Annotated in this window: 19 protein-coding genes; 11 read left to right on the forward strand and 8 right to left on the reverse strand. The window is 60.7% G+C overall.

What is annotated here, in order from left to right; translation table 11 throughout:
* Positions 1-202: 202 nt before the first annotated feature.
* The 3 genes from JAO75_RS19270 to JAO75_RS19280 all read right to left on the reverse strand — a co-directional run bounded on the left by JAO75_RS19270 (position 203) and on the right by JAO75_RS19280 (position 1,345).
* Complete coding sequence (locus tag JAO75_RS19270; protein ID WP_199050769.1) at positions 203-430, reverse strand: hypothetical protein; 228 nt, start codon at positions 428-430, stop codon at positions 203-205.
* Positions 431-543: 113 nt separating this feature from the next.
* On the reverse strand, positions 544-780 hold the full coding sequence (locus JAO75_RS19275) for a hypothetical protein (RefSeq protein WP_199050770.1): 237 nt from the start codon (positions 778-780) through the stop codon (positions 544-546).
* A 304-nt stretch (positions 781-1,084) separates the two neighbouring features.
* Positions 1,085-1,345: a helix-turn-helix domain-containing protein gene (locus JAO75_RS19280; RefSeq protein WP_199050771.1), complete on the reverse strand. Its 261-nt coding sequence runs from the start codon at positions 1,343-1,345 to the stop codon at positions 1,085-1,087.
* A 617-nt stretch (positions 1,346-1,962) separates the two neighbouring features.
* Between JAO75_RS19280 and JAO75_RS19285 the strand changes: the two genes are divergently transcribed.
* The 10 genes from JAO75_RS19285 (at position 1,963) to JAO75_RS19330 (ending at position 16,374) form a co-directional block, all read left to right on the forward strand.
* The gene (locus JAO75_RS19285; protein WP_199050772.1) at positions 1,963-2,292 is read left to right on the forward strand and encodes a DUF6634 family protein; all 330 of its coding nucleotides are present in this window, start codon (positions 1,963-1,965) and stop codon (positions 2,290-2,292) included.
* 166 nt (positions 2,293-2,458) lie between these two features.
* Positions 2,459-2,806 (forward strand): DUF6634 family protein, encoded by a 348-nt coding sequence (locus JAO75_RS25505; protein WP_425523208.1) that lies wholly within the window; start codon positions 2,459-2,461, stop codon positions 2,804-2,806.
* A gap of 126 nt (positions 2,807-2,932) precedes the next feature.
* On the forward strand, positions 2,933-4,408 hold the full coding sequence (locus JAO75_RS19295) for an AAA family ATPase (protein WP_199050774.1): 1,476 nt from the start codon (positions 2,933-2,935) through the stop codon (positions 4,406-4,408).
* A 262-nt stretch (positions 4,409-4,670) separates the two neighbouring features.
* On the forward strand, positions 4,671-5,759 hold the full coding sequence (locus tag JAO75_RS19300; protein ID WP_199050775.1) for a hypothetical protein: 1,089 nt from the start codon (positions 4,671-4,673) through the stop codon (positions 5,757-5,759).
* Positions 5,756-6,775 carry a hypothetical protein gene (locus tag JAO75_RS19305; RefSeq protein WP_199050776.1) on the forward strand — a complete coding sequence of 340 codons (1,020 nt, stop codon included), beginning with the start codon at positions 5,756-5,758 and terminating at the stop codon, positions 6,773-6,775. Before JAO75_RS19300 ends, JAO75_RS19305 begins: the two co-directional genes overlap by 4 nt.
* Positions 6,776-7,131: 356 nt before the next feature.
* A complete protein-coding gene (locus JAO75_RS19310; RefSeq protein WP_199050777.1) occupies positions 7,132-8,562 on the forward strand; it encodes a tyrosine-type recombinase/integrase in 1,431 nt (476 codons plus the stop codon).
* A gap of 768 nt (positions 8,563-9,330) precedes the next feature.
* Positions 9,331-12,888: a hypothetical protein gene (locus tag JAO75_RS19315; RefSeq protein ID WP_199050778.1), complete on the forward strand. Its 3,558-nt coding sequence runs from the start codon at positions 9,331-9,333 to the stop codon at positions 12,886-12,888.
* Positions 12,889-12,891: 3 nt separating this feature from the next.
* Positions 12,892-13,533: a hypothetical protein gene (locus tag JAO75_RS19320; RefSeq protein WP_199050779.1), complete on the forward strand. Its 642-nt coding sequence runs from the start codon at positions 12,892-12,894 to the stop codon at positions 13,531-13,533.
* A gap of 13 nt (positions 13,534-13,546) precedes the next feature.
* A complete protein-coding gene (locus JAO75_RS19325; RefSeq protein ID WP_199050780.1) occupies positions 13,547-14,077 on the forward strand; it encodes a hypothetical protein in 531 nt (176 codons plus the stop codon).
* 317 nt (positions 14,078-14,394) lie between these two features.
* The gene (locus JAO75_RS19330) at positions 14,395-16,374 is read left to right on the forward strand and encodes an AAA family ATPase (RefSeq protein WP_199050781.1); all 1,980 of its coding nucleotides are present in this window, start codon (positions 14,395-14,397) and stop codon (positions 16,372-16,374) included.
* A 230-nt stretch (positions 16,375-16,604) separates the two neighbouring features.
* Here JAO75_RS19330 and JAO75_RS19335 read toward each other — a convergent pair whose 3' ends face one another.
* The 4 genes from JAO75_RS19335 to JAO75_RS19350 form a co-directional block, all read right to left on the reverse strand.
* Complete coding sequence (locus JAO75_RS19335; RefSeq protein WP_199050782.1) at positions 16,605-18,629, reverse strand: AAA family ATPase; 2,025 nt, start codon at positions 18,627-18,629, stop codon at positions 16,605-16,607.
* Positions 18,630-18,774: 145 nt separating this feature from the next.
* Positions 18,775-19,779, reverse strand: a complete 1,005-nt coding sequence (trxB, locus tag JAO75_RS19340) for a thioredoxin-disulfide reductase (protein ID WP_199050783.1) — start codon at positions 19,777-19,779, stop codon at positions 18,775-18,777.
* 42 nt (positions 19,780-19,821) lie between these two features.
* Positions 19,822-20,757: a thioredoxin-disulfide reductase gene (gene trxB / locus JAO75_RS19345; RefSeq protein ID WP_199050784.1), complete on the reverse strand. Its 936-nt coding sequence runs from the start codon at positions 20,755-20,757 to the stop codon at positions 19,822-19,824.
* Complete coding sequence (locus JAO75_RS19350) at positions 20,757-21,770, reverse strand: mitochondrial fission ELM1 family protein (protein WP_199050785.1); 1,014 nt, start codon at positions 21,768-21,770, stop codon at positions 20,757-20,759. The genes trxB (JAO75_RS19345) and JAO75_RS19350 overlap by 1 nt, the downstream gene beginning before the upstream one ends.
* A gap of 175 nt (positions 21,771-21,945) precedes the next feature.
* Between JAO75_RS19350 and JAO75_RS19355 the strand changes: the two genes are divergently transcribed.
* Positions 21,946-22,431 (forward strand): winged helix-turn-helix transcriptional regulator, encoded by a 486-nt coding sequence (locus tag JAO75_RS19355; protein WP_199050818.1) that lies wholly within the window; start codon positions 21,946-21,948, stop codon positions 22,429-22,431.
* 12 nt (positions 22,432-22,443) lie between these two features.
* Here JAO75_RS19355 and JAO75_RS19360 read toward each other — a convergent pair whose 3' ends face one another.
* Positions 22,444-22,947 carry a twin-arginine translocation signal domain-containing protein gene (locus tag JAO75_RS19360; RefSeq protein ID WP_199050786.1) on the reverse strand — a complete coding sequence of 168 codons (504 nt, stop codon included), beginning with the start codon at positions 22,945-22,947 and terminating at the stop codon, positions 22,444-22,446.
* Between the last annotated feature and the right edge of the window lie 16 nt (positions 22,948-22,963).

The raw sequence follows: 22,963 nt of genomic DNA on the forward strand, positions 1-22,963 counted from the left end.
AGGCCGAATACATTGATGCAGCTCTCACGTTTGTCACTCTGCCAACATCATCTTGCGACGCACGGCCGGACCATACAAAGTGGCACCAAGCGGAAGTACGCAGAATGTCGGTGATGCAGCGATAACCGGACTTTGTTTGGGGCAACTGCCGATTGCCTAGATCATTCGCTTCGTGCAGGTTTGGATACGCGTCTTGCCGTATCTATTCGCCGCCATGTCCCATGTCGGACACCGGTACGGAATGGACCTTCTGATGGTAGTGGGTGACATCACCGATCAGGATCTCTGCGAGTCCATCGATCTCTTGCACCACGCGGTCAATCTGACGGTATTCCGGACGGCCGATCGGGATGTCGGCCAACGTCCGCGTGAGGAGATGGCGGGTCGGCCGCAGAGCCTCCAATAGCCTGTCGGCGACCTCCCGGGTCATGAGGCGCCGGGACTTTCTCGGATGACCGTGTCGCATGGAATCAAGCCCTCAAAGTTCCGTATTCGCTCAAGCCGATGACGGAGGTGACGATACCAACGCAGTGCGAAGGGCGATCAGGTGGTTTCACGATGGCTGGAACCGGAGTAGCCCGACGTGACACCAATCCGCCCGCGCACGTACCCGAAGGACAGCGCTGAGGCGAGGCGTTCGATTCTCTGCTCCTGAATGAGGTTCTCAAGGAGGAGGGCCTTGATGGCAGTTCTCGGATCGCCGCCACTGGCCTCGATTACGGCTGTGACATCAGCCTCTATCTGGTCCGTGTCGCACGCGGGTTGAACCTGATCAGTCACTGTCACCTCCCTTGAGAGCCGTGACGTTACTGATTTGGAATTCCAGTCGCCATCGAAATGTTCTTGGTTTGTTCGAGGCCTGTGGAATACGGGGAAATCCAGTGTTCCCAGTATCTCGGGCTTTTCGCATGCTGCTTGCGCTGGTCGAGCAAGGACTGCGTTCACTGGCGTTGATTCCTTGCTCCGGACGTGCCCGGGAGCAAGCCGGAGCCATGGCAGGCCCAACCGGTCGGCCGAGACCTCCGGCAGCAGGCCCGGACGGTCCATTTCCCGGAAGATCGCCGTCCCTGTCGGGTCAGGGCCGTCAATCCGATTTGCGCGTTTGGCCAAGGCATCCAGGCCGTACGCGAAACCCAGGACCGGACACGCCATCGTCCGGTTCGAATGTCACTCCCTTGGTCTCCAACGCCTCCTTGACCGCGCGGTGAAGACGCCTGTTCAGATCCAGACCGGCCTCCACGCGCGTCAACGACCGCAGCCCAATGCGTGCGGTATCGGCAAGTTCACGCTGGGTGAGGCCGATCGCAATGCGGGCAGCCTTGAGCAGGTCGGGCGCGGGATCCATGCGCGCCAATGAGCATGCGCCGCCAGAGAACGCCAGCTTGTCAACAATTGGCGCATAATACGCCTGTTCAGGCGCTCCATAAGCCTATTCTGGCGCACTATGCGCCAAAAAAGCTGGATCCAATCCTTTGGGTGGGCTATCGTCAGGCGAATCACTCGTTCCTGATCCCCGGGGAGACACATGACGGTTTGGGCATTCACAGGCTCCATGGACAAGAGACCGCCGACGATATCCGGCCTCGCGCTCGCGGCCGGCGCATGCGGTCTGGCACTTCGCCCTCTCCGTGTATGGGACCTTCCTCCCAGGCGTTCTCAGCCCCGGGGACGGTCCGCCAAGTTCCCTTCGGCACGGCCTCGATCCCGGCGGACGGTGCAGGGCTCGCCGCCCGAACCCGGCTCCTCGTCTAGGGAAGTCCCGAGTGCTTGCCCATCATCGTCAGCATGCCGTGCAAAAGGATTCGCACGACCATGCACATGCCGGCCAGCGGCAGGGCCCAGGCCGGCTGCCGATGCGGGACGGAGTCGGCAGGCTTGCAGATCGCACCTGCGCACATCCCGCGCGTGACGGATGAAGATCGCTCCGCGGCCGGAGCAACCCCGTCGAATAGGAGACTTCGAATGTTCGAACTCGTGGGCGAAGAATTCGCCGACGCCGATCAAATGCTTCTGACAGCCAGTCGGCTGGAGCGCCTCGCCGCAAACCTGAGGGCGATCCACGCAAGCGCCGGTCCAACCGCGGAGGACCTCTCCAACGCCCCGGTGATCGAGAACTGGGCCATGGAATACGTACCTGCCAAGGCTCTGTTCGGACGTGTGGCGAGCCACCTGCCGGAGAAGTATCTCGGCTTCTGCTCGACGGACCTTTGGGTCCTGGCCGAGCCGCGGGGCTGGGTCCTGACGCTGGAGCGCTGGTACCGTCTTGGGCGACCGGAGAAGCTCCAAAATTAACACGTACCCGGTGGGACGGGTGCGCCCGCTCCGCAGGGAGCCACTCGTCTCAGCGCACGAAGCCCTGATCCATCGTTCCGAGGAGTGGGCCTACCGCACGGCCGTGCCCCAGCCGTGCCGCACGTCCTTGCCGACAGACGCCGCTTCAGACCATAGGAGGGACTTGATGTTCGTAATCCTCAAGGATCGGATCCTGGGCCGGGACGCCGTCGCCCGGCTGATCGACGGCCTCGAACACCTTAGCGCAGTTCTCCGAGCAATTCAGGATGGGCATGGACCCACTGCCCAGGATCTGGCTGAGGCTCCAATCCTCAACAATTGGAGCATCGAGATCAATTACACGCCATCCCTGAGGATCATGGCCGACTCGACTGACGATCTGTTCCTTCGAAAGGGCGAAACCCTCAGGGAGATGCCGGATCTTTGGATCTTCGCTGAACAGCAAGGTTGGGTGAGGGGCCTCGCGGGCTGGTACCGCCTCGGAAGTCCGCTGGGCCCTAACAGTCCGTCGTGAAAAACAGGATTCGCCATGTCAGCAGACATGCCACCCCGGGATCGTGACCGAAGGCATTTCGACCGGAGGCGGAAGGCCGCTCTGGCAGGCCTTCATCTGCCGACGGAGCAAGAGCTCCTCGAGGGAATGCCATTCCTTGGCGACGACATCCAGCAAGACATGCAAGCTTTTGCTGAGCGGCTGATGCCTCGATTGCGTCGGAGGGCCGACCATGCCCACTTCGCCGCTGTCGTCAACGGCTTGGAGCAACTCACCGTATGCGCCGGAGCGGACGAAGTCAGGGCGCTTGCGGACGTCCTTGATGATGCCAAAGCCAGTCTGCCACACGGCGTTCGGTCCTGGCGACTGCGGGCCCGGATCTATCTCGCGCACCTTGGTGACCATCGCGCTGCGCTCGCACTCGCCCGCGATACAGTCGCGACGGCCACTACGCTGGAGGCATATCCGAGCGAGCGGGCGACGGCTCTCAAGATGGTCAAGGCCGCACTGGGTTGGCTCTTCTACGCAACGTTCGATCCTGAGTACGCCTATCTTGGACGTGAAATCCGGCTACGATGCCGGGACGAGCCAGCGACAATGGTTGACCGCTACGGGAAATTGCTCATCGAGTTCGTGGAGCACCAGGCACTCCAGACAGTGCTCGCCATGACGGATGGAGGGGAGGCTGCAAGCGGAAAGCTCCCAGCGAGCGAACCTGCGAAGGGTCCGGGAGGCTTATCCCCAACGGAACGCTCGGAAGTCGCCATGCCGGCATCAGCGGTTATTTTCAGCCACGTCGGCAACGCCAATACGGGGGAGGGGAAGAAGGTCGCAAAGGAGCTTGAGGGGCTCACCGGAAAGGCTCTGCCCCTGGTTCCAGTACCTGATCTCAAGGCGGCTCGCGCAACGTTGAGGGCGGAGTTCCCGTATGCGACGGACGTGATCGACGACGTTCTTCGGGACGTCGCGCTCCGATCCCATGTCCAGATCCGCCCGACGATCCTTGTCGGCACTCCTGGATGCGGCAAGTCCCGCTTCGCGACCCGCCTCCTGAAGGTTCTCAATCTGCCGCACGACATGATCCCATGCGGTGGGGTTTCCGACGGAACATTCGCGGGTACCCCACGTCGATGGTCGACCGGCGAACCGTCCCTGCCATTTGCCCTCATCACTCGCTACAAGGCCGCAGGACCGGGTGCGATCCTGGACGAGATCGAGAAGGTCGGGACCTCTCGTCACAATGGTCAGGCCCACGACGCACTTCTCGCGTTTCTGGAACGGGAGACCGCATCCCGCTTTCACGATCCCTATGTCCAAGCTCCGTGCGACCTTTCCCATGTCATATGGCTGATGACAGCCAACTCTCTTGAGGGACTTTCGGCCCCGCTCCGGGACCGCTGCCGAGTCATCCCGTTTCCTGAACCCGGACGGGACCACCTACCGACGCTCAGCCGCCAGATCCTCGCGGAACTCCTTGCCGAGCAAGGACTGGATCACCGCTGGGGCAGCCCGCTGGACGGGGTCGAGATCGAAGCCGTAGCGAAGGCCTGGCCGGGCGGTTCGCTACGCAAGCTGCGGAGCATGATCGAGGTGGTTCTGGCGAGCAGGGACGTGCGGCACTGACCTCGATCCGTGCGCATGGAGGACGGATGCATGGTCCGGTTATGGACTTCCGAAGGAAAGCGGGGTTCCCGACAGCGTGCCTGTCGGCGCGGCCTTGGGACATCCGCCGATCCCCGGGGCCGGACGGGTGGTCCGCACGTCCGGCATCCGGATCATGTCCGAGGCCTGTCGATGCGCTCGACGCCGTCGCGTCGGCAGCGTCCTAGCCGACCTGATGCGGCGGCTTACGAAGAACAGGCCTTGGGTGTCGTAGGGAGGCTCAATGAACAGCAGGATTATTTCGGACATCCGTGCGGGGCGAAGGCTCCCGAAAGGCGCGGAACTCGAAGCCGGATTCCCCTTCTACTGGAACAGCATCCGTGCCGATATGTGCATCTGGGCAGAGCGCATGTTGCGGCGGGAGCGGGAGGAGCCGGACACGGGCTGGGACCGCTCGGGGTATCTTGCCGCCCTCCATTCGTTGCGGGGCGGCGCGAGGGATCCCCGCACGGCTGACCAGCACTTGCTCGAACTCGTTCGCCAAGTGGTGGATGCCCTGCCGCCTTGGGCCCTCATCGAGCACCGCCGCTGCCAAGTGTATCTGAACAGGCTCAGGGCACATCCGCTCCCGACGGATGAGGAAAGCCGACGGAAGCCCAGTGGGTCGGCTGACGTGAATGCCGGCACGGGTGCCGATCGCCAGGCCGCACGTGTGGAAGCCGATCGCCATGTCCGACATCCGGCTGCCGTTGCGTCGCAAGCGAATGATCCTTCGGAACGCATGAGGGACATTCTCGCGGGACGCGGATGGCCCGAGGCCATGGAGCTCCTGCGAGGGATGCCCTTCTTCAAGGACAGCCTCCACGAGGACATGCGCCACTACGCCGGGCGCCTGCTGGGGGGCATCGAACGGGACGGCTACCAACCCGACGACTGGAGTGGCTGCGAAGCGACAATCATCCATCACGCCCGGCACCTGCGGCAGGTGGCAGGCAGTCGAGCCCCGACCCGGTGGGACTTGCGTCCGATTGTCGATCGTCTGATGCTCGCGTTCCCCGCAGCCTATCACGAGGGGTGGCTCCGGTGCAGCTACTACCGGGCGGCACTCGAGGTGAGGGAGGCCAAGATCGACATTGCGACCACGGCAGTCTCGTTGGCCCTGGTCTCGGCCGAGGCCGGATCGCCTCCCGAGGCAGACTGTCAACTGATTGCCACGGCGCTGGGCTGGCTGGCGGATGTGGCGGCGGGTGACCCTGCACTGGTGGGGCAACCGAGACCCATCCGCTGCGACGCGCCGGCACACACCGCACGACACCACGGGCAAACGCTCGTTGATTTCTTGCGTATGAGTCTGCGGAGGGATGGCTCATGACGGTCCGAACCGCTGAAATCCATGCTTACAACACCCGTCAGGGCCACATCCTGGCCGGACGAGCTCTTCCGTCTGCCGACGAACTGCTGCGCCTCATGCCCTTCTTTGAGGACAGCATCCGTGATGACGTCCTTACCTGGGTCAAGGGCGAGATCGCCCGCCTTGAGCGGCTCGACCCACCCGAGCGCCGGGCGCTCCTCCCATTTCAGGGGCTGCTCAACGACTTGGAAGACTCTGGTGTTGTTGGTGCAAAGCTAGCCCAGCGCATTGACATGCTGATGCTCGCACTGGCCGAAGAAGATCGTGAGGGGCGGCTGCGGTGCAGCGTCTACCGAGCTGCCCTCGGGCAGCGCGCGAGCATGATCACACTCGCCTGCAATGCGGCAATTGCCCTCGCGGCATCCGCCGAGGCGTCACCGGAGCCGACACTGGCGGATCTCACGCTCGCCTGGGCGGCACTGGGCTGGCTCGCCGCGCTTGCCACCGACGACGCGTTCGTGCCGCTGTCGGGGCACCCTCGGCCGGAATGCCTTGAGTCATCCGTCGACACTGCCCTGTGGCACGGCCGGGCGATCGTACGGTTCCTGACCGGAGAGGCGCCACCGAAGGTGCTGCTGCCGCAGAACAACCGCGGCGATGCAATCCAGCATCGCGACGTTGCCGAGTATAAGCAGTGGCTGATCCGCAAGGCCGGTGGCGTGGTGGAAGAGGATTTGGTGGCCGACTGGCTCGGCATGAGCCTTCCGGAGTTGCGGCGGTACACGGAAGGGGGCGAGCTGATCGCCGTCGACATGGACGGCCGTACCGTCTATCCGGCGTTCCAGTTGAAGAACCCGACGACAATCCTGCACATGCGCAAGATCCTCTCTGTCATGCCGATCAAGGCTCCGTGGATGCGGCTGGAGTGGTTCCTGACACCGGACAGCGCACTGGATGGCGACAGCCCATGGGAAGCCCTCAGGGCAGGGCGGGGGGAGGCTGTTCGTGGCTGTGCAAGAAGCCACGGCGCGGATTAATGAAGCCTTGGGTCGTGGTCCGGTGGAAGGTAGGACAACAGAAAGGCAGTCCTGCCACGGAGCGTGGCCGGGTAGAGTATGACCGACAACGTGCCCGAAGCTGCACACGCTGCATTGCCGGATGAATGCAATGAAGCAGAGCCAAAATGTCCAGATTCCTTGTGGGCCCTGGGTCACAAGTCGGCGGTATGAATTATCCTCTTGGCCCTGGAGCCACATTGCTCATCTGGCGTACCAGACGTCGAAGCATTGAAAGTGTGGTATCGTTAACTGTTCCACCATTCGAGGCTGAATACCCTCAGGTCACAACAGGGATCTCTCACGGCGGGCGGCCGTGACACAACCGACGGATTGCCATGGCCCTCAAGCATCTGACCCCAATCGACGGCATCTACATCAATGACGATGGTATTGAGGTCGAGCCGTTAAGCCGTTTCAAACAGTTCCTAGACCAGCGAGCGAACAGAGGGACGTCGAAGACGCGCTACCTGTATGCTGCCGCAAGGTTTGTTGATTACCTGATCGAGTGCCGTGTGTTCGGCGAGGTGGCCTCACCGAGTCGCATCTCAGAGGCGATGAAGATTTATCCGATATTCCTGAGAGATGGAGTTGGCATAGAGGCGGCTGAGTTCCCGGACCTTTCCGTCTATGCAGCCGAAATCGAATTCGTGGAGGGCCTCGCGAAGAGGAGCTTCGCACCGACCCTTGCTGCTGTGAACCTCTTCCTGCGACTTGCCCGCGATGAGGGATTGAAGGCGGTCTCCGCCCTCTCGGACGAAGGCGTCTGGGTAGACTTGCTGGACCTAAAGATGACCTTCTCGGCGATTGAGGGCGTCGTTGGGTGGTCCCGTGCCGAAAAGGACCGCTTTCGGCAGAAGGCCATGATCGGTGGGGTCGTACGGATCCAGGACAAGCTGGACCGTCCCAGGGGGTTGAGGAATCCGAAGCACGGCGGCGTTCAACGCGATCTGGAGGCCAAGGAATTTCCGCTCTCTCACCTCGCTGACCTCCTCGCTGCTGCCAATACAAGTCGTGATCGGGCACTGTGGGCGCTGCTTGCGGGCGGAGGTCTGCGTCTGCACGAGGCGCTGCGGATCCAACTCTCCGATTTTGACGTGAAAACAGGAACCATTTGGGTCATCGATCCCGATACGCGTCGCTTCGCAGGCCAGATGGAGGATGAAGACAAGAAGCGCTTCAAGGGCCGCTTGATGAGCAGGGTGTATCTGTACGAGCCGCTGCGAACGATCTTCTGGGAGGCGCTGCGTGACTACCTTCGCAATGAGTTCGTTCCATCCGGCATGGGCGATCACGACTACCTGTTCAAGATCCTCGATAAATCCCGGCGCGGCGAACCTCTGAAGGACGCAAGCGATACCGCGCTTGGGAAGCAATTCAAGGCGGCTGTACGCCGGGCGAAGGTGCCTGGGCCTCCCGAGGCACCCAACCATGTATGGACCCTTCACTCGCTTCGCCACAGTTACGGAGTCTACATGCACAACTACATTCCGGTCCCGGGCGGGCCAGGTCTCCGGCTCACGGAAGTCCAGATGCTGATGGGACATGCAGATCCGAGCAGCACGGCCATCTATGCCCGCAAGGACCGCTTGATCGTAGAAGCTAGGATCGAGGCAGCCGACGATATCATCTTCAACGGATTGGACCCGGCAACGGCGGAATTGGAGAGGTTGCCGGCGATAATTGCAGCCCGCTTTCGACGTGCCGCCGACGAGATCGAGTCTCGGAAGACCAACAGGGTTGGGCAGGTGAAGTCTGATTCACGATGAGAAGCCTACTGTTTCCTCGCCTGAACGCCATACCAGCGCACTACGGCGAGGGAACCCGCAACCGGAGACTTGGAAATGTGTCAATTGCCAGCGCGAACTGAGTTCCCGGGAGATCAACTCATCTGGCGGCACTGCGCGATGACGACCGAGGCACTTGATGCTTGACCATCCATGGTCCCGACAACTTCTCGCAATTCAATGGGGCCGATCATCTTCCCAAGGCGCTGCGGTTCGGTGCGGCATTGATGCTTGGCCCTCCGGCCGACAGCGGAGCGAACGCGGTATGTCCAGCCCGCTCTCCTGTCTGGGCGGGCTCCATCCCTGACGCCGCAGCAGAGGCGTGGAAGCGCTTACATCGGTCGCAGACGAATTCCGCTCCATCAAGCGCCAAGCCGCGATAGACCATCCGAAGGCTGCTCTCAGTCTCTCAGGGATATCTGACGCCTGTCAGACCAAGCCGGGCCCGGCCTTTCACAAGTCAGACCGAGTACATGCCCCCGGAAAACTGTTGATAACGCGAATTTTATCACAGGACTCGCGAAATCAAAGGTCAACTCCAAATACTTGTCAACAATTGTCGGAAGCATGGTTGCGGCGCAGCCAGAAAACGATGCGGCGTATGCGTCGTGAAGGACTCCACGAAGTCTTCTTGCTAACCCCACGTGTCGCGACGAATCCTTGCAAATAATTGTAACCACGCATTCGGTGGCAATATTTACACTGGAGATCAATTGGTACAGCCTGCGGCGCTTTCAGATTGGAGGGAGCATGCAGGCCACACAGAAACCCGGCGGACTTCGGGCATACGCGGAAATACCAGAAGAAGAGGATCCTATCAGCGCCACGATGTCTTTTCCTGGAGAGCTGCGATCAGGTCTGGCCGCCGTACGGAGCGCCAATGACTATGGGGCCGTAATCAACGCGTCACCGGAGTTGTTGCTGACGGCCCCGATCGAGGAGCTCCGATTGCTGTTCGCCCGGTTCGTGCGCGAGGCTGCCTGCGCAGACCGGCAACGCCGGGAGGAGGGCATGACCTCCACGCGGAGCCAAACCCTTGATCATGTCCTAGCTGAGCGCCTAGAGAACATCGGCACCCTCTCGGAGGACGATCTCCGGGTCGCGTTCACTTTCTTCGAGGGACATGCCCAGGGGAAAAGGAATGAGCAGATCGTGTCCCGTGCTCGTGCGGCCCTAATGATGACAGACAGCCCAGCCAGCCATGACGCGATCATCAATCGGTGGCTGAAGTACGTCTTCCTTCAGCTATGGAACAATCGCGCCGTCCAACTTCCTCTGCACTTCAAAGTGGAGCGTTCCTTCTCCAAGGACGAACTGAAGTGCATTCTCCCATCATTCGTGACATGCCACCTTGATCATCCCTCTAGGGAGCAGGCGTCCTTTGGCTTCCGCTTTACCCTGACCACGCCTTGGCATGACTTTTCCGAAGTTGATCTTGATGGCTTCGGACAACACTGTTTGGACCTCAGCAAGGATCGATTGAAGCGCGCGATGCTCGGCCTTCCCAGGAAGCGTCCATTCACGCCCTTCACGGCAACTCTTCGGACTTGGCGCAAGCACGGGGCGTCCCTAGGGTTTCCCTACACTGAGGAGGATATCCGCAATTACCTCTTTTGGGCTGAGCGAGCGCGGCGGGGAGCCACCGACCTCAAGCCTACAGAATTCATTCCCGGCGCCGTCGATCGGAAATTGCAGACGATAAGGAACGGGAGGGCACGCTATTCGAGACGTCGCGACGCCGCGCAGGTTGAACTCCTCGATCATGGCAACCGCGAGGAACTCAAGAGGCAAATCCTGGAAGGTGAAAAGACGCTTCATGAAACGAAGCTGGAACTCATCGCGGATAGCGTGAACGATCCGGGTGACATCATCAAGTACATTGTGATTATGCGACGAGGCACTGGTCCGCAGCGAAATAACTATTTTTCCCGCATGCACGCCTTTCCTTTCACGATATGGCCCACCTGGGAAACCATATTCGAACGCTTCCTCAATAACCGGCGGCGCTCCGGGTTTGAGGGGGAAAGCACCTGGAAAACCCTCCGCCTGCTATTTCAAGATTACATTTGCTGCTACTTGCCTTGGTGGCTCGAACTTCATCCAGGTATCGAGTACGCTATTCCCCTTGATCCATCCGATTTGCACCGCTTTGGTGGCTGGACAGATGGGATCGAAGACGAGACGGCGCCGCTCCCGCTGCTTCGATTCTTTGATCAGGTGCGCCGAGGCTCCGATCGTGGGGTCTTCAATGCCTTCATCAACGACGTTCACTCATTCTTTGAGTTCTGCCGGGGAAACGCCCATGCCCTCAAACTTCGGCGTCAAGACTTCCAGAATCCGGTTGTCAAGGAAGTAGACCGAGTCGTCGTGAGGAACCCCTCCAAGACAAACAAGAATCCCATCCCGAGAGCGGTGGTCCCCTACCTTCTTCGCTTTTCATACGCTGTTGAAGAATTCTTCAACAAGCTGACGGAGAGATTGCTCAATGTCGGCTTAAGCGAGGCCGATAGGGGGCGCTTAGCCGTGATCAGGCGTGGGGCCAAAGGCTACATTCCTAGCGAGTGGGACATCGACGTCGGCTTCGAGTTCAACGGAATTCAGTATGAGATCGACTACATTCCGGCACTTGTGGGTTGGGACTACCGACTCATTCGTGGGCGGGACGATCACAAGATACTTCTGCCGCAGGTATCAGCGCTTCGTATGGTGATCGTGGCCTTGGAAACAGGAATCCGGTTTCAGGGAATCCAGTGGCTGTGCCAAAGGACATTCAATTCACTGAATGGCCCTCACCTAGCAAGTGCCGAACTCGTTCCTTTGGTCGTCAGCACGGACAAGGTCAAGGAAAAGCCGTGGAAGACGATAATTGTACGGCGCGCCCATGATGTCCTTCTGCGGGAGGAGGCATTTCAATCTCTCATGGCCGATGCGGACGTGGAGTGCTTTGTGTCGTATGAACGGCGCGAACATTCCCGGTTCGCCCCCGTCATGCCACTGTTCCGCGCTGCTTTTTCTGACTACCCCATTTCTGACAAGACCTATGCGACGGCGTGGGAAAGGCTCATCGTCGCGTTCGGCCACTGGTACGCAGGAGCAGTGCGGGGAGCAGAACCACTTCGGATGTGGCGTTTCGAAGCTGACATCGATCCGATTTCTCGAAAGCCGCGCGAGGAGATCCACGTGGACGGTGACGAGCGGCGTCCATGCTGCCCGATCAAATTGCGTCTCAAGCACACGCCCCACTCCGCACGCTCCACGTTCATTACCTCACGGTCCGTGATCCTGCCCATCGAGGTGACGGGTGCGCTCGTGGGGCAATCTAACGAGGCAACGACGCAACACTACACGGTAGAGCCTGAAAGCGAAGCTGCGGCAAGGGTCCTCGCTGCTGCCAACAGCCTTTGGGAGCCGGATCCAGATAACCCGGTGCACATCCGAGCGGACCGGGTCAACAGCGCGCTGCGGCGGAGCTTCGAGGCAGACCGCCTCGGAACCGAGAAAGCCTTTGGGTTTCATACCCTGTCGCTGCTGAACGAGAGCACGTCAGACACCCAGGGAATTACGCTGTTGCGCTCGAGCGGGATGGCGCAGATCGCGTTTCGCGAGACACACATCTGCCCGGTCGGGGAACAGTGCCCGTCGGATGTCCTGGAGATCATCGTCACGCCCCGGCGCTGTGGGATATGTCCGATCGCCGTTAAATGCGTCGAGCACGTGACTGCGATTGGCGCCAAGAGGCGCGTGCTGCTTGAGCAGGTGAGAGAGGCGGAGACAGTCCTCAGGATCATGCAGGAGCGAGGCGAGCCGGACGCCGCAATGTCCGACGTGCAGGAGCGCCGCAAGCTGGACATGCTGGAGGCCGAGGGCTGGCGGACGACACTTCTCATCCTTGAGGAGACACGCAGGACGCTTGCGGCGTCAGCTCCTGACTTCTTCGTCACAGGAATGCCGGATGCCGTACGGCTGCACCTGAGGCTAGTTTCCAAGCACGCAGGGCCCGCCGAGTTCATAATGCACCGACTCGTCGACAGCCATGCCTATACCTCGTTCGAGACCCCCATCATGCGGGCTCAGGCCGCGCGGCTCCGGCAAAGGCTCTTATCGTCGAGCGAGGCACTCAGCGCGGAAATCGGCAAGCTGGACGGCGACCCAGTAAGAGCATTCCTCTCGAGCCTCAGCGTCGCCCTGCAAGCGCACGGCGTTGCACCCTCCTTTAAGGCGTCCCTAGCGACAATCAAGGAGGACCTCCTGTCACCACCTGCGGATTCGGGCCGTCCCGACATGCTGGAAGGCATCCAGAGGGACTGAGCAATGGGGGCCCGCAAAGGACAAAACAATTTCAAGGTGCACCAATCGGACGTGATCAATGCTGGCTTGAATCGGGTGAAGCTGGCCTTGAAGGCTCTCCCGGGGCGCACGCGCTTCGAGGATTTCAATGCATTGGCGCGTTATGTCGCCAACGCTGCCGGAATGCACCCGACCACCATGACGAGAAACCCCCGGTACAGGAAGGCGGTTTGGGATCATATCCACGCCAAACCTAGAATTATCTCAGGAGAGCCGGAGCAGGTCCAGGCATCTGTGGAACTCGAGGTCTTGAGGATCGAAGCCGCTCTGCTGAAGCGCCACAACGAGCGGCTTCAGAAAATGCTGTCGAACCGGTTGTCTCACGAGTTTGAAGCAACCGAAGCTATTTCCTGCACAAACGACGGGGAGGCGAGGACGAACGACCTGCGACGATCGTTCGAACTAACCGCGACTGTGCTTGCGCGCCTATTGAATTGGGCGGCCGAGAAGGAGATCGGGATCGTCGCCGACCTGGACCGGGGCGAGATCCTGGATGCTGCCGAGATCGGCGGCAATCGGGTGATTGCCGCGCGGCCGGATACGACGGCCTTCATCGATTGGCTGAAGCGACATTCCGGCCACGCCTATGGCTCGGACCAGTCCTAAAAGGAAGGTATGCATGGCTCGCCCCTCAAAGATTCGCGCTTTTCAGGAGCTTTTAGAGAGCTATCTCGATGGAAAGGATGCCGCTTGGACACAACAGGATATTTCTAAGGAAAAACGAGTTCCAACACTGCCTCAGACATCTGACGGCAAAGTCAACGTACGGGCACTTGCGCGAGAGCTTCAGGCATTCGCGATTAAACGCGGCGAGGACGCAAACCTGGTTCCGGCCTCGGCATGGCAATACTTCTACAAGCACGAATCCTTGGCGGTGATGGTCGATCTCATAGCCAGCGAGCAAGGACTGGCGAAGATTGCATCTCGGACACGCGATGACGCCAAGGACAATGCCGCGACCGAGAAGATCTCCCGCCTGAGCAAGTGCCTAAAGGGACAGGCCGAAGGACATGTTCAATCCAAGGTTCGTGTCACCCAACTCGAACGCGATCTGGCTAACGCTCAAGCTGAAAATGATCGCCTGAGAGAACGTCTAGGAATCATGCAGCGAACCGGGCTCATAATCCGGACGGGGGACACAACACATTGAGCGCGCCGAAAATCACGTCATTGGAGCGCCTCACGGTCCAAGTGGCCTCGATCTTATGGTCGGGGGACACAGCTACAGCCTTCACCGGGCGGGTCTCCAGAGCTGAATCCATAAGGGTTGTCGGAAGGGGTCGGCTCTTCCGGCCAGCCATTGGGGAGGTCTATGAAGTCATCGGCGAATGGTACGACAGTCCAAAATATGGCCGACAGTTCTATGGCGACGGTGCCGGGTTCCGGCGTCACCTACCGTCTGGGACTCTCCTTGTGCCATGGCTCCAGAGCCTCGATGGCGTCGGGCCAACCCGTGCCAAAAGAATCGTGAAGGCGTTCAAGGGCAATCTCGAGGGCGTGTTCGAAGGTGGCGTGGCGCTCGATAGGCTGGCCGACATCATCGATCCGGAGCGTCCAAACCTCGCGGCCCGTGTGGCGGTTACGGTCACCCGCCGTTGGCAGGAAATCAAGGACGAGTACGAAACCATCCGGTGGCTTGAGGACCAAGGGGTCGAAGACGTTCACATCGCCAAACAGGCAGCACGCCTGCTTGGGCCAGGTGCTGTGAAAATACTGAGCCGAAACCCTTACGTCCTGGCTACGATCCTGCCGTGGGCTCGGCTCGACCAGATGGCCAAGCGAGTGCTCCGTCGGCGGCCGGATATCGACGATCACATCCGATGCCCTGAACGACTGGTTGGAGCGATCGACGTTGTTGTCCAGGAGCACGTTTCCGAAGGCCATACGGCCTTTCCGAAAGCCGACTTTGCGGCAGCAGTCGCTCGCAAGCTCGGTCTCGACGAGACGCCCGATCTCGCAGCCTGTATCAGGCGCATCGGGGAGGCAAATCGGGCCGTCGTTGATGGAGATGATCTCTGGCGGGCACCTGGTTGCGCTATCATGGAGGATGAGATCCGGGCCCGCTTTACCGGGATGGCCTCCGGTACCAAGAAGGGCGGCGTTAAAATCCCAGGCGAGGTTGATCTACGACGGATCCTGGCCATGGTTGAACGCCGGGGCAGGTCGCTTCACCAGGAGCAGCGTGAGGCGGTTCTGAAGGTTATGAGGAATCCGATCACATGCCTGACGGGTGGAGCAGGAACCGGCAAAACAACGACCTGCCGGGCCATCGTGGATCTCTGGGAAATCCTTGGCGGACGTGTCGAACTCGCCGCCCTATCTGGAAAGGCTGCGTTGCGGCTGACGATCGGTGCAGGCCGTGATGCTCCCGGGCGTCGGCCCGCGCTGACAATCCACCGGCTGCTCCTGGGCCTCAAGAGACGCGGCGAAGGGCAAACCCATTGGGGACAGATTACGGACGACGGCGGGCCGCCGAACCCGGCTCGTGAGCTCCCCCAACTCACTGACCGCACGCTGCTTGTCATCGACGAGGCCTCAATGGTCGACCTAGGGCAGATGCATCAACTCGTCGAGCTCATGCCGCTCGGCGGTCGCTTGCTCCTGGTTGGCGACGCTTTTCAACTGCCTCCGATCGGGTTCGGCTTAGTGTTTCATCATCTTGTCTCTCAGCCGGAGATCTCGGCCACTCTGGAAACGATCAGGCGGCAGCAGGACGGGACCGGAATTCCGGAGATCTCCCGGATTATTCGTTCGGGGCAGAAGCTTGATCTTAGTCCTTATCATCCCGGCAGGGGCGGGGTCTCCTTCGTTCAAGCGGCGGAGGGGCGGATCAGCGAGGCGATCGAGGCGGTCGTCCGTGACCTTGGAGGCTTCTCTGCCGGACCACAAAGCTTAATGGTGCTGGCTCCGGTCAACCATCGACCTACTCGCCCCGATGGGACAGTTCGGGACCTCAATCGGCGCTTTCATCTGCGAAACCTCGGCGATCAGGATCTATCGGAGGAGGAACTCGAGACCTGCTCGGTCCGCGGTTATCTCGGGAATGCCTTCGCGGAAGGCGATCCCGTTAGCTTCCTTCGCAACGATTATGACGTTGGCTTGAGAAACGGGAGCCTCGGCCGGGTCGTGGCCATCAACGCGAAGGCTGGCACCGTGACCTGCGACTTCGAGGGTGACGAGAAGGAGTTCGGCAACAAGGATCTCATCGACCTATCGCTCGCCTATGCTCTTTCGTGCCATCGAGCCCAGGGAAACCAAGCGAAAGCCGTCGTCATCTCCTTGCTCGACGCGCCGAACGTGGACCCAAGTTGGATCTACACGGCCGTGACGCGGTCTGAGGAGAGTGCCGTGCTGGTCGGAGATCTGGCCGTTCTTGAGCGTACCCTAGACCGTACACCAGCCTTCAACCGCCGTCTTACCGGAAGTATTATGCGTCTTTCGCCATAGTCAGTCGATGCAGGGAACGGGGCATCCCCGTTCCCTGCCTGTCTGGCAAGGGCCGGGGTGGCAAGTGCCCGGGCGAAGGACCAGGAGGGAGATCACTAGGTCTGCACAGAGCGAAGCGAAGGAAGATCGGGAAAGCCGGTCCTTCGGCGGCTTGGCGGAGCCCGGCGTGCGCGAGGGGCGGAGCCCCTAAGCCGCTCGAGCCTGGCCGGACCTGTGACTCATGGTCCGATCTACTTCAGTGCGGTATTGATGGCGCTGATCAGGCCGCTCCACTGGCGTCGTTCAGTGTCCGACAGACCCCCCGCGCCATAATCCCTTGACCATCGCATGAAGGCCTTGGCCAGCTTGTACTTTGAAAAATCCTTGCTGGCCTTCGAGAGAAGATCAACGATCGGCCTTTCTGGCTGGGCGGCAGCTTGGGCGGTGACATCAATCCCAAGCGTGTCCTTTGCGATGACCATAAGCGTGTCGCGAAGTAGATCCTCAATCTCAGGCTTCGTGACATTGCCCTCGATGTAATCCTTCGTGCGAAGGATCGCCTTCTGTCCAAGAGAGTGAACGAGCACCTCTTGATTAGCGGCTTGGTCCCCGGCGCTGTCCGAATCAAGAAGGGCAGCCACCTTCAGGTTGTGTGCATGGAGGATGGTCGCGAAGTAGACCACCTTGCTCGCAGTGTTTGAGGGGATAAGGGCTATTTTGTCATTGAGTCTAGCGGCCCCTGCCTCGGCGAGGAGGTCTGCGACAGCCTCCAAGTACCAGTAATCGGTTAATCCCTCGAGAAGGAGGTTCCGCTGTTGCGCGAACAAGCTTTGGGCGAGGTCATAGCCAAGCGCCTCTTGGAGAGGGAGGAGCGCCGCAGGATCACTTGATGTCACGGAAGTATGGACCTTTGTCCCAGTCGTCCGGTCCATCATTTCGACAACTCGCACGAGGTCGAGTTCGTCTGGCCCAACCAAGAAGGGTGAGTGCGTCGTGTAGATAGTCTGGTTTTTCTCCGCCAGACGCGAGATCGTGTCACGGAAATCACGCTGCTTCAGCGCATGCAGGCTGAGCCCAGGCTCATCGAGCAGAAGGATAGCATTTTCATGCCGATCAGCCGCCTCCGCGAAAAAGACGATGAAGAACGAGACCAGCCACTGAAAGCCTTCCGAACGCTGATCGAGTTCGATCTCGACCCCAAGATCGTCTTCGACGACAACCTTAAGGTATTGGCCATCCGCCTGAACCCTTAACCTGTCAGCCTCAGCCCTACCCGGGTTAGGGTTCCAGACCGACCGGATCTCGTTGGTTAAGCGAACACTCGCAGCATTGAGCTGGTACGTTCTCTTATCGAGTTGATCACGGTAGGTCTGTAGAGCGATCGGGTTATTCGCGTCCGGTTCAGCCGCACGACCGAGATCCGAGAGGGCTTTGGCGGTGAATCCGAGCAACTTCAGCAGACAGGCGTTACCATAATCGTACTGCTCGTCATCGAGCACCTTGGTTTCGAGCCTTTGGGCAAGGTGCGCGAGATGGATGATCGGGCGCACTCGGAAGTAGTTGCTGAAAAGAACGAAGACTGGAATCCGCTTTTCGAGGGTTTCGAGGACTTTGCTTCGTTTGGCAGCAATCTCGACCTGCGAGAGAAGCCCATCGAGGCGCTTCTCCTCCTTCTCATCGTCCTCATTCACGAGAGCCACAACCGATTGCAACCACTTCTTCAGCGGTTCAACGGTGGCCTCGTCAAGGGCGGTAGTGTCAGACCACTCCAACGTGATCGTGGAAAGGCGGTCACTCGGTGTCTTCGGAACCGGCTGCCCATCGGCAGGCAGTTCAACTCGGTTATCAACGTGGGCGGCTAGGCGAAAAAGATCCTTCTTGAGGCCACCATAGGTCGGGATCCGCGGGCCATTATTGAGCCCATGCCTCGCGCTATTATCGAGGTAGCGTATATAGTAGTACTCGCAGTTGTGGAATTCCTCCGGGATGAGGGCCTTGTCGCTATCCTCCAGTTCGAAGGTTGCGGTCGTGACACGCACATTCTCCGGTTTGATCTTACCGGTAGTGATGTCATTGTAGAGCGCCCTGGGATAATCTCTCAAAGGGTCAAACCGCTTGACCTCTTTGGGCGCGTTGATTTGCTGAAGAGCCTGTAGGATTGCGGATTTGCCGGCCTCGTTTGGGCCAACCATGATTGTCTTGCTTGGCTCGATCTCGAACTCCCCTGTGTCGCGAATGCTGCGATAGTTTTGAACTCGGGCCTTTTTCAGTCTCACATTCCACCCCTACTACAAGTCCGAACCCGAACACATTGGTCGGGTCTCGTTTTGTTCCCTCATCGAGATGGGCCACGCTGTGCCCATCTTGCCTCTGATATTAGCGATGCAGTCTTCGCCCGAACCGGCCGAAAGGTGCTCAGCCTTAATCCCAAGCCCCGATCATTTGCTCTTCTTGCTTCTCAATCGAGCGGGTGACCGGATCAGGTGAATGCTCGGCCAGGAACTTCTCGGCCTCCAGGGCCGCCATGCACCCCATGCCAGCGGAGCTAATGGCCTGCCGGAACACTGGGTCGATCACGTCGCCGGCCGCCATGCACCCGGAAACCGATGTTTTCGTCGACCAGGAACTGACCTTGATGTAGCCGGACTCATCCATGTCGAGCTGGTCGCGGAACAATTTGGTTGCGGGATCATGACCGATGGCGACGAAGAGGCCATCCGTGGAGAGCTCCTTCGTCTCGCCCGTGTTAGCGTTACGGATTCGAACGCTCGTCACCGATTTCATCGGCTCTTGTTTGCCGATCACCTCGTCGATGACGTGGTTCCAGACCACCTCGACGTTCGGCTTTGCCAGGAGACGGTCCTGAAGGATTGGTTCTGCCCGGAAGCGATCACGGCGGTGGATAACAGTAACCTTGGCGGCAATGTTTGAAAGATAGAGAGCCTCTTCCACAGCAGTGTTACCGCCGCCAACAACTACGACATTTTTGTTGCGGTAGAAGAAACCATCACAGGTCGCGCAGGCCGAAACCCCGTGCCCGTTAAAGAATTCCTCCGAGGGCAATCCAAGCCACCGAGCCTGGGCTCCCGTTGCAATGATGAGCGCGTCGGCCACGTAGACGTCACCGGAGTCACCCTCAGCCCGGAATGGACGCTTGGAGAGGTCCACATTGACGATCGTGTCGTACACTAGATTGGCGCCGACATTTTCAGCCTGCTGCTTCATCTGCTCCATCAACCATGGCCCTTGAACGGGCTCCGCGAACCCAGGGTAGTTCTCGACATCCGTCGTGATGGTGAGCTGCCCGCCGGGTTGCAGGCCGGTCACAAGGAGCGGCTTCAGGTTGGCACGAGCAGCGTAGATAGCGGCGGTATATCCAGCCGGTCCGGCCCCGATGATCAGGACCTTGGTGTGATGCGTGTTCATAGTGAGATCTCAGGAATCCAAGGGTTATTGAATGAATGTGCATTACGCTGCGTGTTTATTCTCAGCGCCCGGAGCGTTGTCATTCAAGGCAGACAGGTTTGAATACACACACTCAGGGAGGTCATTTGGTTCAGAGAAAGGCTCGAAGACGCCCGGGATATTGGTGTCCGTGGAGCCCGGCTTCGTCACCAGATAGCCGCCGGACTTCATGTCGAGCTGTCCGACGAACAGTTCCGTGGAGGGCTTGTGGCCGATGGCGATGAACACGCCGTCAGTCTTGAGGTCGGAAGCCTCGCCCGAGACCAGGTTCTTCAGCCGCACATGGGTGACGGAGGAGGGGTTCTCCGTGCCGCAGATCTCCTCGACGGCGGAGTTCCAGACCACCTCGATCTTGGGGTGCTTGAACAGGCGGTCCTGAAGGATGCGCTCGGCGCGCAAGCTATCCCGGCGATGGACGAGGGTGACCTTGGACGCGAGATTGGCGAGGTACAGCGCCTCCTCGACGGCGGTGTTGCCGCCGCCCACCACCACGACCTCCTTGCCCCGGTAGAAGAAGCCGTCGCAGGTCGCGCAGGCCGAGACGCCGAAGCCCTGGAACTGGCCCTCGGAGGGCAGGCCCAGCCACTTGGCCTGGGCGCCGGTCGCAATGATGAGCGAGTCGCAGGTATAGGTGTCGCCGGAATCGCCCTCGAGGCGGAACGGGCGCTGCTTCAGGTCCACCTTGGTGATGTGGTCGGCGATCATCTTGGTGCCCACATGCTCGGCCTGCAGGCGCATCTGCTCCATGAGCCAGGGGCCCTGGATCACGTCCGCGAAGCCCGGATAGTTCTCCACGTCCGTGGTGATCATGAGCTGCCCGCCGGGCTGGAAGCCAGAGATCATCACGGGTTCGAGCAGGGCGCGCGCCGCATAGATCGCTGCCGTGTAGCCCGCCGGCCCCGAGCCGATGATGATGAGCTTGGCGTGAGAATGGGCCATCAGGGGGTCTCCAATGAAAAGGCGAAATCCGGCAGGCCAAGGGCACGGCGGTGGCGGCTGAAGCCCTCAGCGATAGCCTGCGCGACCTTGGGGGTTGAATTTAAGGGTTCATAGGGCCCTCCTACAAGACGGCCCTCGAACGGATGCACAATTCCATGGGCTTTAAGCTCACGCATGTAAACATCCAGTTTCGGGTGGCCGCCGGAGGGTTCGAAAACGACGATCGGGCGCCCCGTCGCAGCAGCCTCTCCGATCATGTTGAAGGAATCCGCCGTTGCGACGATGAAATCGGCCAGCGCAAGGAGGTCCACGTAAGGGTTCTCGCTCGTTCCGTCCCAGAAGAAGCCGCCATGCCTGGATGTGAGGGCCGTCAGGGCCTCCCGCAGGGCCGCAGGGGTGCGGCGAGAGGCCGTGACCATCAGCCCCGCTCCGGCCTCCGCGACGGAGGTCAGGTGCCGGACGAAACGGGCGACGTCGTCGGCCGTGAAACGGTGGTGCCGGCTGTTGCCTCCGGCCAGCACCGCAACACGAGGATGAGGCAGATGGGCGAGGCGCGGATCGGGCTGCGCGCGGGCAGCGGCGATGCGCCGTCCTGAGACCCGGTGGGGCGGGGTGAGGGTGGTGAGGACGTTCGGCCCGCGCAGACGGTCGTAGCTCGGAGACCAGATGAGATCGGCGGTCGTCGGGCCGATGCGGGGATCCTTCAGGAACACCGTGAAGGTGCGCCCGCCGGAGGCCCGCTTCACGTGGCGCAGATAGGCCACGGCCCGGCGGCCGGAGCCGATGAGAAGGTCGGGGAAGGGCGGGGCGAGGGGGCTGCCGGGAGCGCCCGGCCGCTCGCGCGGGTCGACAGGCCCCCAGGGCATCAGCCACGTGAAGGGCGGCTTCGGCCGCACCCTGCGGATCTCCGGGACCACGCCCAGCGCCTCGGCCACGCTCAGGGCCTGCAGCTCGTCCCCGGCCTTGCCGTCCGTCAGCACCCAGGCATTGAGGCCACTTTCCTTGCGCAACATTCGATCAATGAGCCTGTGGAGTTCATGAAGTTCGTTGCGACTTAAGCGCCCGTCCTCCTTGTGCGGAACCTTTATACGGTCTAGTCAGCCAAGACGAGATTTTTTGACCTGATACCGCATGATCCGAACGACAGGCCGGTTTTTCGCCCGTCCCGACCATGCCTACGGAGTTACCGTGCGCGGACGCCTCGATTCCATCGACTGGGCCATTCTGAAAGAACTGCAGGCCGACGGCAGCATCACCAACGTGGAGCTGGCCCGTCGGGTCGGCCTGTCGGCGCCCCCGTGCCTGCGCCGGGTGCGGGCGCTGGAGAGCGCCGGCATCATCAAGGCCTACCGGGCGATCCTCGACCCGAAGAACCTGGGCTTCGAGATCGTCTGCTTCGCCATGGTGCAGCTCGACATCCAGGGCAAGAAGGAGCTCAGGGAGTTCGAGCAGCGGGTAAAGGACTGGGCCATGGTCCGCGAGTGCTGGACGCTTTCGGGCGATATCGACTTCATCATGAAATGCGTGGCCCCGAACCTGTCATCCTTCCAGGGCCTCGTCTCCGAACTCACCAGCCTGCCGAACGTGCGCAACGTCCGCACGGCGCTCACCCTCGACCTCATCAAGGACGACCCGCTGGTGCCCATCGAGGACGTGGCGGCGGTCGAGGGCTGAGTCAGCTAAAACCTAAATTTGCCGCCTCAGCCAGCGCACCCAGTGCTGGGTCACGGCGACGGTGCGGCGCTGCTCGGCGGGATCCCGGCTGCTGGCATTGGCGTCGAGCACGGCCAGCATCGGGTGCCGCGCGAGGATCTCGCCCCGACGGCCGACCGCCAGGGCTTCACCCTCGACCGCGTCATGCCCTCCGCCTCCACCGCCGCGCCAGCGGAAGCCGCCATCGCCGCCGGGAAAGGGCGTGAGGGTCACGCCGGTCAGCCGCACCACGAGCCGGGGACCCCGAGGGTCAGTTCGGTCGGCAAAGGAGCGCCGCAGCTCGTCGAGAGCGACGTCAGCCACGAAATCGGCATAGGGCCCGAGGCCCTTGGCCTTCAGGACGCTCACATCCACCGCAAAAGACGAGAATCCTTGAGGGAAGCTCTGGGCGTGAGCGGGCACGGCGAAGCCTGCGCCGGCGAGGCCGGCACAGGCGAGAGCTTTCAGGATGGAGCGGCGGGAGAGAGGGGACATCATCGGATTTCTCACTGTT

Origin of the sequence: Microvirga splendida (assembly GCF_016427565.1) — a bacterium.
Classification (GTDB): domain Bacteria; phylum Pseudomonadota; class Alphaproteobacteria; order Rhizobiales; family Beijerinckiaceae; genus Microvirga; species Microvirga splendida.

Bases quoted from the DNA above. Each gene is read 5' to 3' on its own strand.
- JAO75_RS19315 (WP_199050778.1), top strand. From the start codon at position 9,331: ATGCAGGCCACACAGAAACCCGGCGGACTTCGGGCATACGCGGAAATA.
- JAO75_RS19285 (WP_199050772.1), top strand. From the start codon at position 1,963: ATGTTCGAACTCGTGGGCGAAGAATTCGCCGACGCCGATCAAATGCTT.
- JAO75_RS19280 (WP_199050771.1), bottom strand. From the start codon at position 1,345: ATGGATCCCGCGCCCGACCTGCTCAAGGCTGCCCGCATTGCGATCGGC.
- JAO75_RS19295 (WP_199050774.1), top strand. From the start codon at position 2,933: ATGCCATTCCTTGGCGACGACATCCAGCAAGACATGCAAGCTTTTGCT.
- trxB (WP_199050783.1), bottom strand. From the start codon at position 19,779: ATGAACACGCATCACACCAAGGTCCTGATCATCGGGGCCGGACCGGCT.
- JAO75_RS19320 (WP_199050779.1), top strand. From the start codon at position 12,892: ATGGGGGCCCGCAAAGGACAAAACAATTTCAAGGTGCACCAATCGGAC.
- JAO75_RS19350 (WP_199050785.1), bottom strand. From the start codon at position 21,770: ATGTTGCGCAAGGAAAGTGGCCTCAATGCCTGGGTGCTGACGGACGGC.
- JAO75_RS25505 (WP_425523208.1), top strand. From the start codon at position 2,459: ATGTTCGTAATCCTCAAGGATCGGATCCTGGGCCGGGACGCCGTCGCC.
- JAO75_RS19305 (WP_199050776.1), top strand. From the start codon at position 5,756: ATGACGGTCCGAACCGCTGAAATCCATGCTTACAACACCCGTCAGGGC.
- JAO75_RS19310 (WP_199050777.1), top strand. From the start codon at position 7,132: ATGGCCCTCAAGCATCTGACCCCAATCGACGGCATCTACATCAATGAC.
- JAO75_RS19325 (WP_199050780.1), top strand. From the start codon at position 13,547: ATGGCTCGCCCCTCAAAGATTCGCGCTTTTCAGGAGCTTTTAGAGAGC.
- JAO75_RS19300 (WP_199050775.1), top strand. From the start codon at position 4,671: ATGAACAGCAGGATTATTTCGGACATCCGTGCGGGGCGAAGGCTCCCG.
- JAO75_RS19270 (WP_199050769.1), bottom strand. From the start codon at position 430: ATGACCCGGGAGGTCGCCGACAGGCTATTGGAGGCTCTGCGGCCGACC.
- trxB (WP_199050784.1), bottom strand. From the start codon at position 20,757: ATGGCCCATTCTCACGCCAAGCTCATCATCATCGGCTCGGGGCCGGCG.
- JAO75_RS19360 (WP_199050786.1), bottom strand. From the start codon at position 22,947: ATGATGTCCCCTCTCTCCCGCCGCTCCATCCTGAAAGCTCTCGCCTGT.